The 15,818-nt window shown below is 66.0% G+C and carries 15 protein-coding genes; 13 read left to right on the top strand and 2 right to left on the bottom strand.

Going from position 1 to position 15,818, the window contains the following annotated elements; translation table 11 throughout:
* Window positions 1-161: 161 nt before the first annotated feature.
* Both paaX and paaY read right to left on the bottom strand, forming a co-directional pair.
* Window positions 162-1,085 carry a phenylacetic acid degradation operon negative regulatory protein PaaX gene (gene paaX, locus IB274_RS06760; RefSeq protein WP_081519801.1) on the bottom strand — a complete coding sequence of 308 codons (924 nt, stop codon included), beginning with the start codon at window positions 1,083-1,085 and terminating at the stop codon, window positions 162-164.
* A 77-nt stretch (window positions 1,086-1,162) separates the two neighbouring features.
* Window positions 1,163-1,780, bottom strand: a complete 618-nt coding sequence (paaY, locus tag IB274_RS06755; RefSeq protein ID WP_192431245.1) for a phenylacetic acid degradation protein PaaY — start codon at window positions 1,778-1,780, stop codon at window positions 1,163-1,165.
* A 375-nt stretch (window positions 1,781-2,155) separates the two neighbouring features.
* Between paaY and paaF the strand changes: the two genes are divergently transcribed.
* The 13 genes from paaF to paaZ all read left to right on the top strand — a co-directional run bounded on the left by paaF (window position 2,156) and on the right by paaZ (window position 15,781).
* Window positions 2,156-2,929 (top strand): 2,3-dehydroadipyl-CoA hydratase PaaF, encoded by a 774-nt coding sequence (gene paaF, locus IB274_RS06750; RefSeq protein WP_192431244.1) that lies wholly within the window; start codon window positions 2,156-2,158, stop codon window positions 2,927-2,929.
* A gap of 51 nt (window positions 2,930-2,980) precedes the next feature.
* Entirely contained in the window at window positions 2,981-3,772 is a 792-nt protein-coding gene (gene paaG, locus IB274_RS06745; protein ID WP_192431243.1) for a 2-(1,2-epoxy-1,2-dihydrophenyl)acetyl-CoA isomerase PaaG, read from the top strand.
* A 3-nt stretch (window positions 3,773-3,775) separates the two neighbouring features.
* On the top strand, window positions 3,776-5,293 hold the full coding sequence (gene paaH, locus IB274_RS06740) for a 3-hydroxyacyl-CoA dehydrogenase PaaH (protein ID WP_192431242.1): 1,518 nt from the start codon (window positions 3,776-3,778) through the stop codon (window positions 5,291-5,293).
* Window positions 5,286-5,726, top strand: a complete 441-nt coding sequence (gene paaI / locus IB274_RS06735; protein ID WP_192431241.1) for a hydroxyphenylacetyl-CoA thioesterase PaaI — start codon at window positions 5,286-5,288, stop codon at window positions 5,724-5,726. The genes paaH and paaI overlap by 8 nt, the downstream gene beginning before the upstream one ends.
* 5 nt (window positions 5,727-5,731) lie before the next feature.
* Entirely contained in the window at window positions 5,732-6,937 is a 1,206-nt protein-coding gene (gene pcaF, locus IB274_RS06730) for a 3-oxoadipyl-CoA thiolase (RefSeq protein ID WP_192431480.1), read from the top strand.
* Between the two features lie 172 nt (window positions 6,938-7,109).
* Entirely contained in the window at window positions 7,110-8,429 is a 1,320-nt protein-coding gene (gene paaK / locus IB274_RS06725; protein ID WP_192431240.1) for a phenylacetate--CoA ligase PaaK, read from the top strand.
* Between the two features lie 250 nt (window positions 8,430-8,679).
* Window positions 8,680-9,033, top strand: coding sequence for a DUF1428 domain-containing protein (locus IB274_RS06720; RefSeq protein WP_192431239.1), 354 nt, complete (start codon window positions 8,680-8,682; stop codon window positions 9,031-9,033).
* Between the two features lie 419 nt (window positions 9,034-9,452).
* A complete protein-coding gene (paaA, locus tag IB274_RS06715; RefSeq protein ID WP_192431238.1) occupies window positions 9,453-10,445 on the top strand; it encodes a 1,2-phenylacetyl-CoA epoxidase subunit PaaA in 993 nt (330 codons plus the stop codon).
* Window positions 10,446-10,595: 150 nt separating this feature from the next.
* Window positions 10,596-10,877, top strand: a complete 282-nt coding sequence (paaB, locus tag IB274_RS06710) for a 1,2-phenylacetyl-CoA epoxidase subunit PaaB (RefSeq protein WP_017520939.1) — start codon at window positions 10,596-10,598, stop codon at window positions 10,875-10,877.
* A 10-nt stretch (window positions 10,878-10,887) separates the two neighbouring features.
* Window positions 10,888-11,649: a 1,2-phenylacetyl-CoA epoxidase subunit PaaC gene (gene paaC / locus IB274_RS06705; protein ID WP_192431237.1), complete on the top strand. Its 762-nt coding sequence runs from the start codon at window positions 10,888-10,890 to the stop codon at window positions 11,647-11,649.
* Window positions 11,636-12,169 carry a 1,2-phenylacetyl-CoA epoxidase subunit PaaD gene (gene paaD / locus IB274_RS06700; RefSeq protein ID WP_192431236.1) on the top strand — a complete coding sequence of 178 codons (534 nt, stop codon included), beginning with the start codon at window positions 11,636-11,638 and terminating at the stop codon, window positions 12,167-12,169. The genes paaC and paaD overlap by 14 nt, the downstream gene beginning before the upstream one ends.
* Before the next feature lie 167 nt (window positions 12,170-12,336).
* Window positions 12,337-13,413 (top strand): 1,2-phenylacetyl-CoA epoxidase subunit PaaE, encoded by a 1,077-nt coding sequence (paaE, locus tag IB274_RS06695; RefSeq protein WP_192431235.1) that lies wholly within the window; start codon window positions 12,337-12,339, stop codon window positions 13,411-13,413.
* A 316-nt stretch (window positions 13,414-13,729) separates the two neighbouring features.
* A complete protein-coding gene (gene paaZ / locus IB274_RS06690) occupies window positions 13,730-15,781 on the top strand; it encodes a phenylacetic acid degradation bifunctional protein PaaZ (protein WP_192431234.1) in 2,052 nt (683 codons plus the stop codon).
* Window positions 15,782-15,818: the final 37 nt, after the last annotated feature.

Genomic DNA, 15,818 nt, shown 5'->3' with positions numbered 1-15,818 from the left:
TGCAAAGCCTCACACGCATTGTTTGTTGTTATTCAGCGACGGCCTCCAGGGCCTGTCGTCATCGTTCGCAGCGCCCGCCCATCAGGAAGGTCGCTTTGCGCTGTCTCCGCCCGGCAACCGGAGCGTTGCAAGGCGAGAGGCATTTTTCACGCCAACTCCTGTCAGTTCAATCCGCCGAAGCGCTTGTAGAAGCTCTCGCCGACGTCCGGTAGCGGGCCGTCGGCAGTCTCCAGGTTGCGATTCAGCCAGTCCTCGGCCTTGGCGTGGATCAGTCGGTAGATGTTGCGGCACAGCTGCCGCGCCGCGCGCCCCTCCCAATCGCCCGGCAGCAGTTCGTCGGGCAATTGTGGGTCACGCAGGAGCAGCCGGCGGTATTCGTGGATCAACAGGGTGCGCGCCAGGAAGCAGTCCTCGGGGCGTAGCTGATCCTGCTCGCGCAGCGCTTGCCAGAGCGGACGGAACAGCTGGATGAATTCGCTGTAGTGCTCGCCGAGCTCGTCGATCTTCCAGCTCTCGCGCACCTGCATGCGCATGGCGCGGGAGGCCAGCACGTCCTGGGCGCGGGTTTCGAAGACGATGCAGTCATCGGCCACGTCGAGATCCTGCAGGGTCGCCATGACATCGCTGCGGTCGGCGCGCGGACAAGCCATCACGGTCGGCGAAATGGCGCCGAAGCCTTGCCATTCCAGCTCCTCGCGGACCTGCTTGCGCTTGTCAGCGGCGATCTGCGAGAGCATCACCAGGGTCCAGGAACCATCCCAGGCCGGCAGGCTGGAGCTATAGACGCGCTTGAAGGCCTTCTCGAAACGCCGCCGGCCGGTGCCGGTCAGGCTGTAGTAGCTGCGCCGGCCGACCTTCTCGGCGGTCAGCCAGTCTTCCTTGGTCAGGCGGAAGATGGAGGTACGGATCAGCCGCTCGTTGATGCCGAACGGCTCCAGCAGATTGATCAGGCTGCCCAGCCAGACGGTGCCGCCATGGGGTTCGATGGCATCGCCATACAGGGTGATGATCAGCGAGCTGGCGCGGATCGGCGTCTGTTCCTGGAAGCGATTGATCAACTGGTTCAGCGGTGCTAGAGCGGTCATGGCACGTTGCGCAGGCGAAGGAGCGGCGACTATACCTGCCCGCCGCACCGCCTGGCCATTGGAGCGAACCCCAGTACTCATGCGCCCTTCCCTACCCCTGCCCCTGCCCCGGCCTTGGGCCGAAAACCGGAGTCACCCAGGCGCGGGCGCTCTTCTTCTATTTCCGCCAGCGGCTGGCATTCCACCATGCTTTCGATGCAGCGCCTGGCCAGGGCTTGGTATTCCTCGGTGCCGCGGCGCTTCCAGGCGATCTCTTCGTCGCTCAGGCTGCGCTTGACGCTGGCCGGCGCGCCCATCACCAGGCTTTGCGGCGGGCAATCGAACTTGGCCTTGACGAAGGCGGCGGCTGAAACGATGGAGCGTGCACCGATCTGCGCGTAATCCATCACCACGGCATTCATCCCCACCAGGGCATCCTCGCCGATACAGCAGCCGTGCAACACCGCGCCATGGCCGATGTGGCCGTTGCGCTCAACGACGGTGTCGCTGTCCGGGAACCCGTGCATGACGCAGGTGTCCTGAAGGTTCGCGCCTTCTTCGAGGACGATCCGTCCGAAGTCGCCGCGTAGCGCCGCCAATGGGCCGACATAACAGCCGGGACCGACAATGACGTCGCCGATCAGCACGGCGGTGGGATGGACATAAGCGGTCGGATGAACGACCGGGCGCACGCCTTCGAGGCTGTAGCAGGGCATCGGGTTCTCCTGCGGCGCTGCCAGCGTTCGGCATCACCGCACAAAGCGATCTGTTCTTTTGAAAATCTTGTATCACATCGATGCAAGCACCTCCAATCTAAATCTGACGTATCACTTCCGAATAACGTTGCCAGGACGACGAAAAGGCTTATAAAACCAGTAAATACGCTGCATTGCAGGTATTCCTCAGCCACCCAACTGCCCACTCGGTGGCACCGGCAGAAATATTTTAGACACGCGATCCAACTTTTGTAGTTGTTTTTCCGTATCGCTTTAGGCCTATACTGCGAGAAGGCCGGAGACGGGCAACGCCTGCCTCCCATAATTCCAATACAGCCGGCCATGCAGCCGCGCGTGCAGCCTGAGGACGATGTCATGCCTCGCACCCTTGCCGTTCAGATGCCTGAAGCGGGCGTCCGCCTGATCACCCTGCAGCGCCCCGAAGCGCTCAACGCCCTGAACACCGAACTGCTCGGTGAGCTGGCCGCCGAACTCGACGCCGCCGAGCAGGACAGCGAAACCCGCGCCGTAGTCCTGACCGGCAGCCGCAAGGCCTTCGCCGCCGGCGCCGATATCAAGGAAATGGCCGAGCGCGACCTGGTCGGCATCCTCAATGACCCCCGCGTCGGCTACTGGCAGCGCATCGCCGCCTTCTCCAAACCGCTGATCGCCGCCGTCAACGGCTTCGCACTGGGCGGCGGCTGCGAGCTGGCAATGCACGCCGACATCCTCGTGGCCGGCGAAGACGCGCGCTTTGGCCAACCGGAAATCAACCTCGGCATCATGCCCGGCGCCGGCGGCACCCAGCGCCTGCTGCGCGCCGTGGGCAAGCCGCTGGCGATGCAGATGGTGCTCACCGGCGAAGCCATCGACGCCCGCCACGCCCAGCGCGCCGGCCTGGCCAGCGAAGTCACCCAACCCGAATTCACCGTCGAGCGCGCCCTGCAGATCGCCCGCAGCATCGCCGCCAAGGCGCCGCTCGCCGTGCGACTGGCCAAGGAAGCGCTGCTCAAGGCACAGGACACCGATCTGGCCAGCGGTCTGCGCTTCGAACGACACGCCTTCACCCTGCTGGCTGGCACCGCCGACCGCATTGAGGGCATCCGAGCCTTCCAGGAAAAACGCCAGCCGGCCTACGAAGGTCGCTGAGCACCACCCCTTTCTGCCCATTGTCTGCCCTTTGATGGAGCGAGCCCGCCCATGAACTTCGAGCACATCCTGTTTTCCATTGAGGACGGCGTCGCCCTCCTCAGCCTGAACCGCCCGGAGCAGCTCAACAGTTTCAACGCCGCCATGCATGGCGAAGTGCGCGAGGCGCTCAAGCAGGTCCGGCAGAACCCGGATGCCCGCGTCCTGCTGCTGACCGGCGAAGGCCGCGGCTTCTGCGCAGGGCAGGACCTGTCCGACCGCAACGTCGCTCCCGGCGCCGAAGTGCCGGACCTCGGTCAGTCCATCGAACAATTCTACAACCCGCTGATCCGCACCCTGCGCGACCTGCCGCTGCCGGTGATCTGCGCGGTCAACGGCGTGGCCGCCGGTGCCGGCGCAAACATCCCACTGGCCTGCGACCTGGTGCTGGCGGCGCGCTCAGCCAGCTTCATCCAGGCCTTCTGCAAGATTGGCCTGATCCCCGATTCCGGTGGCACCTGGACTCTGCCGCGCCTGGTCGGCATGGCCCGCGCCAAGGCGCTCGCCCTGCTGGGCAATCGCCTGAGCGCCGAACAGGCCGAGCAATGGGGCCTGATCTACCAGGTGGTGGATGACGCCAACCTGCGCGAGGAGGCCCTCAAGCTCGCCCGCCACCTGGCGACCCAGCCGACCTACGGCCTGGCCCTGATCAAGCGCAGCCTCAACGCTAGCCTGAACAACAGCTTCGACGAGCAGCTGGAGCTGGAGCGTGACCTGCAGCGTCTGGCCGGCCGCAGCGAGGACTACCGCGAGGGCGTGTCTGCCTTCATGGAAAAACGCACCCCCAGCTTCAAGGGCCGCTGATCCATGAGCGCACTTTCGAAAGACGCAAAAGTCGCGGTGATCGGGGCTGGCGCCATGGGCGCGGGCATCGCCCAGGTCGCCGCGCAAGCCGGCCACCCGGTAAACCTATACGACAGCCGTCCCGGCGCCGCCGCCCAGGCCATCGACGGCATCGACCGCCAACTCGGCCGCCTGGTCGAGAAAGGCAAGCTCGACGCCGCTGCCCGCAGCGACATCATCGCCCGCCTGCAACCGGTGGACGCCATCGAGACGCTGGCCGATTCCAAACTGGTGATCGAAGCCATCGTCGAGAACCTGGAGGTCAAGCGCGGCCTGTTCCAGCAGCTCGAAGCGCTGTGCGCCGAGGACTGCATCCTCGCCAGCAACACTTCGTCGCTGTCCATCACCAGCCTCGCCGCCGGCCTCGAACGCCCGCAGCAGGTGATCGGCATGCACTTCTTCAACCCGGCGCCGCTGATGGCGCTGGTGGAAGTCGTCTCCGGCCTCGCCACCGACCCGGCGCTGGCCGACAGCCTGTATGCCACCTCGCTGGCCTGGGGCAAGAAGCCGGTCCACACCAAATCCACACCGGGCTTCATCGTCAACCGGGTGGCGCGCCCCTTCTATGCCGAAAGCCTGCGCCTGCTGCAGGAAGGCGCCGCCGACTGCGCCACGCTGGATGCGCTGATGCGCGATGCCGGCGGCTTCCGTATGGGCGCCTTCGAGCTGACCGACCTGATCGGCCATGACGTCAACTACGCCGTCACCTGCTCGGTGTTCGCCGCCTACTACGGCGACTTCCGCTTCCAGCCCTCGCTGATCCAGAAGGAGCTGGTGGACGCCGGCCGCCTCGGCCGCAAGAGTGGCCGGGGCTTCTACGACTACGCCGAAGGCGCCGAGCGCCCGCAGCCGACGAGCCTGAGCAGCTGCGCCAGCGTCACCGCTTGTGCACTGGAAGGTGATCTGGGCGTCGCCCAACCGCTGGTGCAGCGCCTGGAAGACGCCGGCATCGAGATCACCCAACGCGCCGGTAGCGGCCTGCTTCGGCTCAGTGACGTGGTGATCGCCCTGTCCGACGGCCGCCTCGCCAGCCAGCGCGCCAGGGAAGATGGTCTGCGCAACCTGGTACTGATCGACCTCGCTTTGGACTACAGCAAGGCTTCGCGACTGGGCATTTCCGCCTCGGCGGACACCACGCCCGCAGCACTGGATCAGGCCGTCGCCCTGCTCGCCAAGGCCGGCATTGCCGCCACCCGCCTGAGCGACACGCCCGGCCTCGCCGTGCTGCGCACCGTCGCCATGCTCGCCAACGAAGGCGCCGATGCGGTGCTGCAAGGCGTGGGCAGCGCAGGTGATATCGACCTCGCCATGCGTGCCGGCGTGAACTACCCGCAAGGTCCGCTGGCCTGGGCCGGGCAGATCGGCATTGGCAACGTGCTGCGCGTGCTTGACAACCTGCAGGCCGCGTACGGTGAGGATCGCTATCGCCCGTCCCTGCTGCTGCGCCGCCTGCACGCCGAGGGGAGAAGTTTCCATGACTGACGCCTCCCAACTGGCCCGCGACTGCGCCGAGGCCATGTACGAGCGCGACCAGGCCACCCGCCGCATGGGCATCCAGCTGCTGGATGCCGGCCCGGGCAGCGCGAAGCTGTCGATGCGCGTGCGCGAGGACATGATCCAGGGCCACGGCACCTGCCACGGCGGCTACCTGTTCGCCCTGGCCGACTCGGCCTTCGCCTTCGCCTGCAACAGCTACAACGACGCCACCGTCGCCATCGGCTGCAGCATCGATTACGTGGCGCCGGCCCGCGAAGGCGACGAGCTGATCGCCAGCGCCTTCGAACAGAGCCGCAGCGGCCGCACCGGCAACTACGACGTGCGCATCGAGAATTCCCAGGGCCAGCTGATTGCCCTGTTCCACGGCAAATCCTACAAAGTGCGCGGCACCGTGCTGGCGCAGGAGACCTCCGAATGAGCGATATGACCGACGCCCTGATCATCGACGCCGTGCGCACGCCCATCGGCCGCTACGCTGGTGCCCTGTCCAGCGTGCGCGCCGACGACCTCGCGGCGATCCCGCTGAAGGCCCTGATGCAGCGCCACCCGGAGCTGGACTGGAGCGCCATCGACGACGTGATCTTCGGCTGCGCCAACCAGGCCGGCGAAGACAACCGCAACGTCGCCCACATGGCCTCGCTGCTGGCCGGCCTGCCGGTGAGCGTGCCCGGCACCACGCTCAACCGCCTGTGCGGCTCGGGCCTGGACGCCGTTGGCAGCGCCGCGCGCGCCCTGCGCTGCAACGAGGCCGGCCTGATGCTGGCCGGCGGCGTGGAATCCATGTCCCGCGCGCCCTTCGTCATGGGCAAATCGGAGCAGGCCTTCGGCCGCAGCGCGGAAATCTTCGACACCACCATCGGCTGGCGCTTCGTCAACAAGCTGATGAAGAACCAGTTCGGCATCGACTCCATGCCCGAAACAGCGGAGAACGTCGCCGAGCAGTTCAACATCAGCCGCGCCGACCAGGACGCCTTCGCCCTGCGCAGCCAGCACAAGGCCGCCGCCGCCCAGGCCAATGGCCGCCTGGCGAAGGAAATCGTCCCGGTGGAAATCCCCCAGCGCAAAGGCCCGGCCAAGCTGGTCGAGCAGGATGAACACCCGCGCGGCGATACCACCCTGGAGCAACTGGCCAAGCTCGGCACGCCATTCCGTGAAGGTGGCAGCGTCACCGCTGGCAACGCCTCGGGCGTCAACGACGGCGCCTGCGCCCTGCTGATGGCGACCCCCGCCGCCGCAGCACGCCACGGCCTCAAGGCCCGCGCACGCGTGGTGGCCATGGCCACTGCCGGCGTCGAGCCGCGGATCATGGGTATCGGCCCCGTACCGGCGACCCGCAAGGTGCTGGAGCTGGCCGGCCTGTCGCTGAACGACATGGACGTGATCGAGCTGAACGAAGCCTTCGCCGCCCAAGGCCTCGCGGTGCTGCGCGAACTGGGCGTGGCGGACGACGACACGCGGGTGAACCCCAACGGCGGCGCCATCGCCCTCGGTCATCCGCTGGGCATGAGCGGAGCACGCCTGGTCACCACCGCCCTGCATGAGCTGGAGGAACGCGGCGGCCGCTACGCGCTGTGCACCATGTGCATCGGCGTCGGCCAGGGCATCGCCCTGATCATTGAGCGAATCTGATCCATCGGCGGGACCGGACCCCGCACCGCCAGTCGCCTCCGTGCGGCGACTGACACGCAGAGCAAAGTCTCTGGCAGGGGTTCGAATCCTTCCGCGAACGGGGGCGGTATGCTGCTCCCATGACACTCGCAGCCCCCACCGGCTGGCGTACAAGAACAAATCGAGTGAACCCATGAACATGTACCATGATGCCGAACGTGCCCTGCTTGACCCGATGGAAACCGCCAGTGTCGACGAGCTGCGCCAGCACCAGCTGGAGCGCCTGCGCTGGAGCCTCAAGCATGCCCACGACAACGTCCCGCTGTACCAGAAGCGCTTCGCCGAGGCTGGCGTGCACCCGGACGACCTGACCTCCCTCGACGATCTCGCCAAGTTTCCCTTCACCGGCAAGACCGACCTGCGCGACAACTACCCCTACGGCATGTTCGCCGTGCCGCAGCAGGAAATCGTGCGCCTGCACGCCTCCAGCGGCACCACCGGCAAACCCACCGTGGTCGGCTACACGCAGAACGACATCGACACCTGGGCCAACGTGGTCGCCCGCTCTATCCGCGCCGCCGGCGGCCGCAAGGGTGACAAGGTGCACGTGTCCTACGGCTACGGCCTGTTCACCGGCGGCCTGGGCGCGCACTACGGCGCCGAGCGCCTGGGTTGCACCGTGATCCCGATGTCCGGCGGCCAGACCGAGAAGCAGGTCCAGCTGATCCGAGACTTCCAGCCGGACATCATCATGGTGACCCCGTCCTACATGCTCAACATCGCCGACGAGATCGAGCGCCAGGGCGTCGACCCGCACAGCCTCAAGCTGCGCCTGGGCATCTTCGGCGCCGAACCCTGGACCGCCGAACTGCGCCGCGCGGTCGAGGAACGCATGGGCATCACTGCCCTGGACATCTACGGCCTCTCGGAAATCATGGGTCCGGGCGTAGCCATGGAATGCGCGGAGACCAAGGACGGCCCGATCGTCTGGGAAGACCACTTCTACCCCGAGATCATCGACCCGGCGACCGGCGCCGTGCTGCCCGACGGCCAATACGGCGAGCTGGTGTTCACCTCCCTGTCCAAGGAAGCGCTGCCGATGATCCGCTACCGCACCCGCGACCTGACCCGCCTGCTGCCGGGCACCGCGCGGCCGATGCGGCGCATCGACAAGATCACCGGGCGCAGCGACGACATGCTGATCATCCGCGGCGTCAACGTGTTCCCGACCCAGGTCGAGGAGCAGGTGCTGAAGATCAAGCAGCTCGCTGAGTGCTACGAGATCCACCTGCACCGCAACGGCAACCTCGACTGCATCGACATCCACGTCGAGCTGCGCCACGACCTGCAAGGCCTCTCGGCGGATGAGCAGAAGGCCATCGGCAGCGAACTGGGCAAGCAGGTCAAGACCCACATCGGCGTCAGCGCCCGTGTGTTGGTGCAGCCCTCGCATAGCCTCAAGCGCTCGGAAGGCAAGGCCTGCCACGTGTACGACAATCGGCCCAAGGGCTGAGTCTTCGCGTGATAGAAAAGCCCCGCTTCGGCGGGGCTTTTTGTTTTTCGTAGGAGCGAGGGGGACGCCCAGTCCTTGCTCGCGAACCATCCAGCTTCAGTGTCACCTGGTGCCCCCTCTCCGGAATTACCCGCCACACCGACCGCCCGTCGCCCCACCACCCTTCCCTGTCGATCCTCCATCCCGCCCTTCGACTATTCCTCAAAAGCAGGCGGCATCCGGCCGCCTGCCCACCCGCAGGAGATGAACGATGAACTATGTCGATGGCTTCCTCGTACCGGTGCCCACCGCCAGCAAAGAGCGCTACATCGAGGTCGCGCGCAAGGCAGCGGCGATGTTCAGGGAGTACGGCGCACTCGGCGTCGTGGAGTGCTGGGGCAACGACGTGCCCGAAGGCAAGGTGACGTCCTTCCCCATGGCGGTGAAGCTCAAGGAAGACGAGACCGTCGTATTTTCCTGGATCACCTGGCCTAGCAAGGCCGCGCGCGATGAGGGCATGAAGAAGTTCATGGAAGACCCGCGGATGAAGACCGAATTCGCCGACATGCCCTTCGACGGGCAACGCATGATCTTCGGCGGCTTCGACGTCATCGTCCAAGCCTGACCCACACCGCTCCTGCAGCCCCCCTGCAGGAACGGGCCACGCCCGCGATCCGCCGGCAAGGCCCGCGCCAAGCCGTTACGCAGCTCCTCAAGCCCCACCCTACTGCCTTACTTACTCACGTAAAATAACAATTTACGTATCACTTCGTCGCCTTACGAACCCATTCCCAGCGCATCCGCGCACCGCAATAGAACATAGCAATTTCCCGAACCTTACCCTCACATTCATCACATTTATCAGATTTAACCCTGCTAGATGCACCTTTTCGCGCCTGCAGAAATCCCTTGGAATCCGCCAAAGCGATACCAAAACCAATTACGACACATCATTTAGTGTTAGACATTCATTTCTGTATCATTTAAAAATACAGCCATGGCCAAGGCCGTCCTACGAACACGACAAAAGGCTGGAGACACAGCATGTACGCACAACTGGTTGAGACCGGCGTGAAGCGCATCAAGGCGCTGGAGGAGATGTCCCCCGAGGAACGCGCCTTCCAGGAAAAGATCGATGCCGAGGTGAAGATCGAGGCGAAGAACTGGATGCCCGACGCCTACCGCCAGACGCTGATCCGGCAGATTTCCCAGCACGCCCACTCCGAGATCGTCGGCATGCTGCCCGAGGGCAACTGGGTCACCCGTGCACCGACCTTGAAGCGCAAGCTGCAGCTGATGGCGAAGATCCAGGACGAAGCCGGCCACGGCCTCTACCTCTACAGCGCCATGGAAACCCTGGGCGCCGACCGCGACGCAGAGATCGCCAAGCTGCATTCGGGCAAGGCCAAGTACTCGAGCATCTTCAACTACCCGACGCTGAACTGGGCCGACATGGGCGCGGTCGGCTGGCTGGTGGACGGCGCCGCCATCGTCAACCAGGTGGTGCTCCAGCGCACCTCCTACGGCCCCTACTCCCGCGCCATGATCCGCATCTGCAAGGAAGAGAGCTTCCACCAGCGCCAGGGCTACGAAATCCTCCTGACCATGATGCGCCACGGCAACCAGGCGCAGAAGGAAATGGTCCAGGACGCCATCAACCGCCTCTGGTGGCCCGCCCTGATGATGTTCGGCCCGAGCGACGCCGACTCCCCCAACAGCGCCCAGTCCATGGCCTGGAAGATCAAGCGGCAGAGCAACGACGAGCTGCGCCAGCGCTTCGTCGACCAGACCGTGCCGCAGCTGGAACTGCTCGGCTGCACCGCCCCGGACCCGGACCTGAAGTGGAACGAGGAGCGCGGCCACTACGACTTCGGCGACATCCAGTGGGAAGAATTCTACGAAGTGCTCAAGGGCAACGGCCCGTGCAACACCGAGCGCGTCGCCACTCGCCGCAAGGCCATCGAAGACGGCGCCTGGGTCCGCGAAGCCGCGGTCGCCTACGCCCGCAAACAACAACACAAACGCGACGCCGCCTAATTCCGCCTCTGAGCCAGCGAGCTAGAGCAGAACCAGGCGGAAACAGGCGCGGGCGCGGAGTTTACGGTTGTAAATGAGCAAGCCCGGGCCTGTTTCCAACGACGTTATGCCGACGCGCAGCAGCTCATGCCCAACGATCAGGAGAACACCATGAGTGAGTGGACCCTTTTTGAAGTTTTTGTCCGCAGCAAGCACGGCCTGAACCACAAGCACGTTGGCAGCGTCCATGCCGCCGACGCCGCCATGGCCATCGAGAACGCCCGCGAGCTGTACACCCGCCGCAACGAGGGCGTGAGCCTGTGGGTCGTGCCCTCCGCGCTGATCACCGCCTCCTCCCCCGACGAGAAGGACCCGTTGTTCGACCCGTCGCAGGACAAGGTCTACCGCCACGCCAGCTTCTACGAGCTGCCGCCCGAAGTCGGCCACATGTGAGACACGTGCGATGAACCCGAACTCCGACAAGATCGAATACCTGCTGCGCCTCGCCGACAGCGCCCTGATCCAGGGCCAGCGCCTGTGCGAATGGTGCGGCCACGCCCCGGCGCTGGAAGAAGAACTGGCGCTGATGAACGTGGGCCTCGACCTCGTAGGCCAGGCGCGCAACTGGTACGAGTACGCCGTGGAACTGCTGGATGACGGCCGCGACGCCGACGCCCTGGCCTTCCGCCGCGACGAGCGGGCCTTCCGCAACCTGCTGCTGGTAGAGCAGCCCAACGGCGACTTCGCCGTGACCATCACCAAGCAGTTCCTCTATGACGTCTGGCACTTCCACGTGCTGCACGCCCTGAGCGCTTCCTGCGACGAGCGCATCGCCGCCATCGCCGCCAAGGGCCTGAAGGAAGTCACCTACCACCTGCGCCGCTCCGGCGAGTGGATGCAGCGCCTGGGCGACGGCACCGAGCAAAGCCACGCGCGCATGCTCGCGGCGATCCCGCAGGTGTGGCGCTTCACCGTCGAACTGTGCAATGCGGACGACATCGAGCAACGCCTGTTCGCCGAGGGCGTCGCGCCGAACCCGGAAGACCTCGCCGCCGCCTGGAAAGCCAAGGTCGCCGACATCTTCGCCGCCGCGACCCTGCCGCTGCCCGAGCCTGCGGTGAACTTCTACCTCAGCGGTCGTCGCGGTGTGCACACCGAGCACCTGGGCATCCTCCTGGCCGAGATGCAGTTCCTCCAGCGGGCCTACCCCGATGCAACCTGGTGAGCTGATCACCAGCGACCGCGGCGCGCGCGCAGGCTCCGCTGACGACCTCAGCCATGCCTGGAACGTGCTCGGCGCGGTGATGGACCCGGAAGTGCCGGTGGTCAGCGTGGTCGAGCTGGGCATCGTGCGCGGGCTCGACTGGCAGGACGGGCACCTGCACGTGGTGGTCACCCCCACCTACTCCGGCTGCCCGGCCACCGAGGTCATCGAGCAGGACATCCAGCACGCCCTGGAGCATGCCGGCTTCGCCGCGCCGCAACTGGAGCGCCGGCTGAACCCGGCCTGGACCACCGACTGGATCAGCGACAGCGGCCGCGAAGCGCTGCGCGCCTACGGCATCGCCCCGCCAGCCGGCAGCACCAGCAAACGCAGCCTGCTCGGCGAAAGCCCGGAAGTCTGCTGCCCGCAGTGCGGCAGCGCGCACACCGAGCTGCTCAGCGAGTTCGGCTCGACCGCCTGCAAGGCGCTGTACCGCTGCGTCGACTGCCGCGAGCCGTTCGATTACTTCAAGTGCATCTAGGAGGACGAAGACAAACTGCTGCGCTCGGCCACGCGTCGTTGGAAACGACTTCGAAATGCTCCTTCACAGATGTGAACGCCGCTTCCGAAGCCGCTTCCGCCTCGCCTGACCTTCGCTCGCGACGTTTGTATTCGCCCTCCGCGCGGTAGAACCGCAGGAGAACGATAATGAGCAAGTTCCACAGCCTGAAAATCAAGGAAGTGCGCGCGGAAACCCGCGACGCCGTGTCCATCGCCTTCGACGTCCCGACGGACCTGGCCGACAGCTTCCGCTTCCAGCACGGCCAGCACCTGGTCATGCGCACCCAGCTCGACGGCGAGGAAGTGCGCCGCTCCTACTCCATCTGCAGTGGCGTCAATGACGGCGAACTGCGCGTGGCGATCAAGCGCGTGCCGGGCGGGCGTTTCTCCGCCTATGCCAACGAAGCACTGAAGGTCGGCGCCAGCCTGGAAGTCATGCCGCCGGCCGGCCATTTCAACGTCGAACTGGACCCGGCGCGCCATGGCAACTACCTGGCGGTCGCCGCCGGCAGCGGCATCACGCCGATCCTGTCGATCGTCAAGACCACCCTGGAAACCGAGCCGCACAGCCGCGTCACCCTGCTCTACGGCAACCGTTCCAGCAACGCCGCAATGTTCCGCGAGCAGCTCGAAGACCTGAAGAACCGCTACCTGCAGCGCCTCAACCTGATCTTCGTGTTCAGCCGCGAACAGCAGGACGTGGACCTCTACAACGGCCGCATCGATGCGGACAAGTGCGGCCAGCTGTTCAGCCGCTGGCTGGACGTGAAGAGTCTCGACGCCGCCTTCATCTGCGGCCCTCAGGCGATGACCGAGACCGTGCGCGACCAGCTCAAGGGCAATGGCATGCCGGCCGAGCGCATCCACTTCGAACTGTTCGCTGCCGCCGGCAGCGAGAGCAAGCGCGAAGCCCGCCAGGCCGCCGCTGCAATTGATAGCGCGAAGAGCCAGATCACCGTGATCAGCGATGGCCGCGAGCTGTCCTTCGAGCTGGCCCGCAACAGCGTCAGCGTGCTCGACGCCGGCAACGAGCACGGCGCCGAACTGCCCTACTCCTGTAAGGCCGGCGTGTGCTCGACCTGCAAGTGCAAGGTGGTTTCCGGCGAGGTGGAAATGGACAGCAACTTCGCCCTGGAGGACTACGAAGTGGCGGCCGGCTACGTGCTGAGCTGCCAGGCGTACCCGATCAGCGACAGCGTGGTGCTGGATTTCGACCAGCTCTGACCTGGCTTTTCGTAGGAGCGAGCTTGCTCGCGAACCCGCACGCTGCCGATTTCCGGCATGAAGCGGAACCCTGATCGCGGACGGAGTCCGCTCCTACGCGGGGTTCGACATTGGGTAGGAGCGGACTCCGTCCGCGATCGGCCCCGCCCCACGACGAATCGTTCATGTTCCACCGCCAGTGCCCCACAAAGACTCTGGCGGACCTGATCCGGCGGCCCCGTCCCGCCATTTTATAAAGTGCCGCCAACGCCCACCCGGCGCGGCGGACACCGGCAGCAGCCGGCACCCTTGCGTAGCGATCCGGAGGAAGACAACCATGGCCCAAGAGCCAATCCTGCAAAGTTTCATCGGCGGCCGCTGGGTCGGCCAGCACGGCGCCCAGGCGCTGCGTAGCGCGCTCAACGGCCAGACCGTGGCACGCACCCACGAAGAGGCGCTGGACTTCGCCGAAGCCGTCGCCCATGCCCGCGAGCAGGGCCTCAAAGAACTGATGTCCATGGACTTCCAGCAGCGCGCCCAGCGCCTGAAGGCCCTGGCGCTGTACCTGACCGAGCGCAAGGAACAGCTCTACGAGATTTCCCGCCACAGCGGCGCCACCCGCGCCGACAGCTGGATCGACATCGAAGGCGGCGCCGGCACCCTGTTCGCCTATGCCGGCGTTGGCGGCCGCGAACTGCCGTCCGGCAACGTCGTCCACGAAGGCCCGGCCATGCCGCTGGGCAAGACCGGCAAGTTCGCCGGCAGCCATATCCTGGTGCCGCGTGGCGGCATCGCCGTGCACATCAACGCCTTCAACTTCCCCATCTGGGGGATGCTGGAGAAGTTTGCGCCGAGCTTCCTCGCCGGCATGCCCTGCATCGTCAAACCGGCCACCGCCACCAGCTACATCACCGAAGCCGCCGTGCGCGTCATGCACGAGTCCGGCCTGCTCCCGGCTGGCAGCCTGCAGCTGATCATCGGCGGCACCGGCGACCTGCTGGACCGCCTGCAGGGCCAGGACGTGGTGACCTTCACCGGCTCGGCCGACACCGCCGCCAAGCTGCGCGTGAACGCCAACCTGATCCGCAACTCGGTGCCGTTCAATGCCGAAGCCGACTCGCTGAACTGCGCCATCCTCGCGCCGGACGTCACCCCGGACGACGAAGAGTTCGATCTGTTCGTCAAGGAAGTAGCCCGCGAGATGACCGTCAAGGCCGGGCAGAAATGCACCGCCATCCGCCGTGCCATCGTCCCCGCCAAGCACGTCGACGCCGTCGCCGAACGCCTGCGTGAGCGCCTGGCCAAGGTCGTGGTCGGTGACCCGTCGGTGGAAGGCGTGAAGATGGGCGCCCTGGCCTCCCATGCCCAGCAGGCCGACGTCGCCGAGCGCGTGGAAGCCCTGCTGAAGTCCAGCGAGCTGGTGTTCGGCGCGAAAGACGGCTTCGCCCCACGCGGCGACGGCGTGGCCGAAGGCGCGTTCTTCGCCCCGACCCTGCTGCGCAGCCGTGATCCGCACGCCGAAGGCGGTGCCCACGACATCGAGGCCTTCGGCCCGGTGACCACCCTGATGGCCTACGACGACATCGACGAGGCAGTGGCCCTGGCCGCACGCGGCAAGGGCAGCCTGGTGGCCAGCCTGATCACCCGCGACCCGCAGGTCGCCGCGAAGGTCGTTCCGGTCATGGGCGCGCTGCACGGTCGCCTGCATATCCTCGACCGCGAATCCGCCGCCGAATCCACCGGCCACGGCTCGCCGCTGCCGGTGCTCAAGCACGGCGGCCCCGGCCGCGCCGGCGGTGGTGAAGAACTGGGCGGCCTGCGCGCAGTGAAGCACTACCTGCAACGTACCGCCGTGCAGGGCTCGCCGAGCATGCTGATGGCCGTTACCGGGGAGTACGTGCGCGGCGCCAAGGTCTACGAGACCGAAGTGCACCCGTTCCGCCGCTACTTCGACGACCTGAAGATCGGCGAGTCGCTACTGACCCACCGCCGCACCGTCACCGAAGCTGACCTGGTCAACTTCGGCTGCCTGTCGGGCGACCACTTCTACATGCACTTCGACGAGCTGGCGGCGAAGGACTCGCAGTTCGGCAAGCGCATCGCCCACGGCTACTTCGTGCTCTCGGCGGCGGCCGGCCTGTTCGTCTCCCCGGGCGTCGGCCCGGTGCTGGCCAACTATGGCCTGGACACCCTGCGCTTCATCAACCCGGTGGGCATCGGCGACACCATCCAGGCGCGACTGACCTGCAAACGCAAGATCGACCAGGGCAAGAAGAGCCCCAAGGGCGAACCGCAGGGCGTGGTGGCCTGGGACGTGGAAGTCACCAACCAGCTCGGCGAGCTGGTGGCCAGCTACGACATCCTGACGCTGGTACTCAAGCGCGACTGATGCCGGGCGGCTTCAGCCTCCGTTTCATCTTCAACCG

Origin of the sequence: Pseudomonas sp. PDM18 (genome assembly GCF_014852585.1) — a bacterium.
Lineage (GTDB): Bacteria > Pseudomonadota > Gammaproteobacteria > Pseudomonadales > Pseudomonadaceae > Pseudomonas.
The sequence above is the reverse complement of the archived record's forward strand: the minus strand, read 5'-3'. Positions and strand labels throughout refer to the sequence as shown.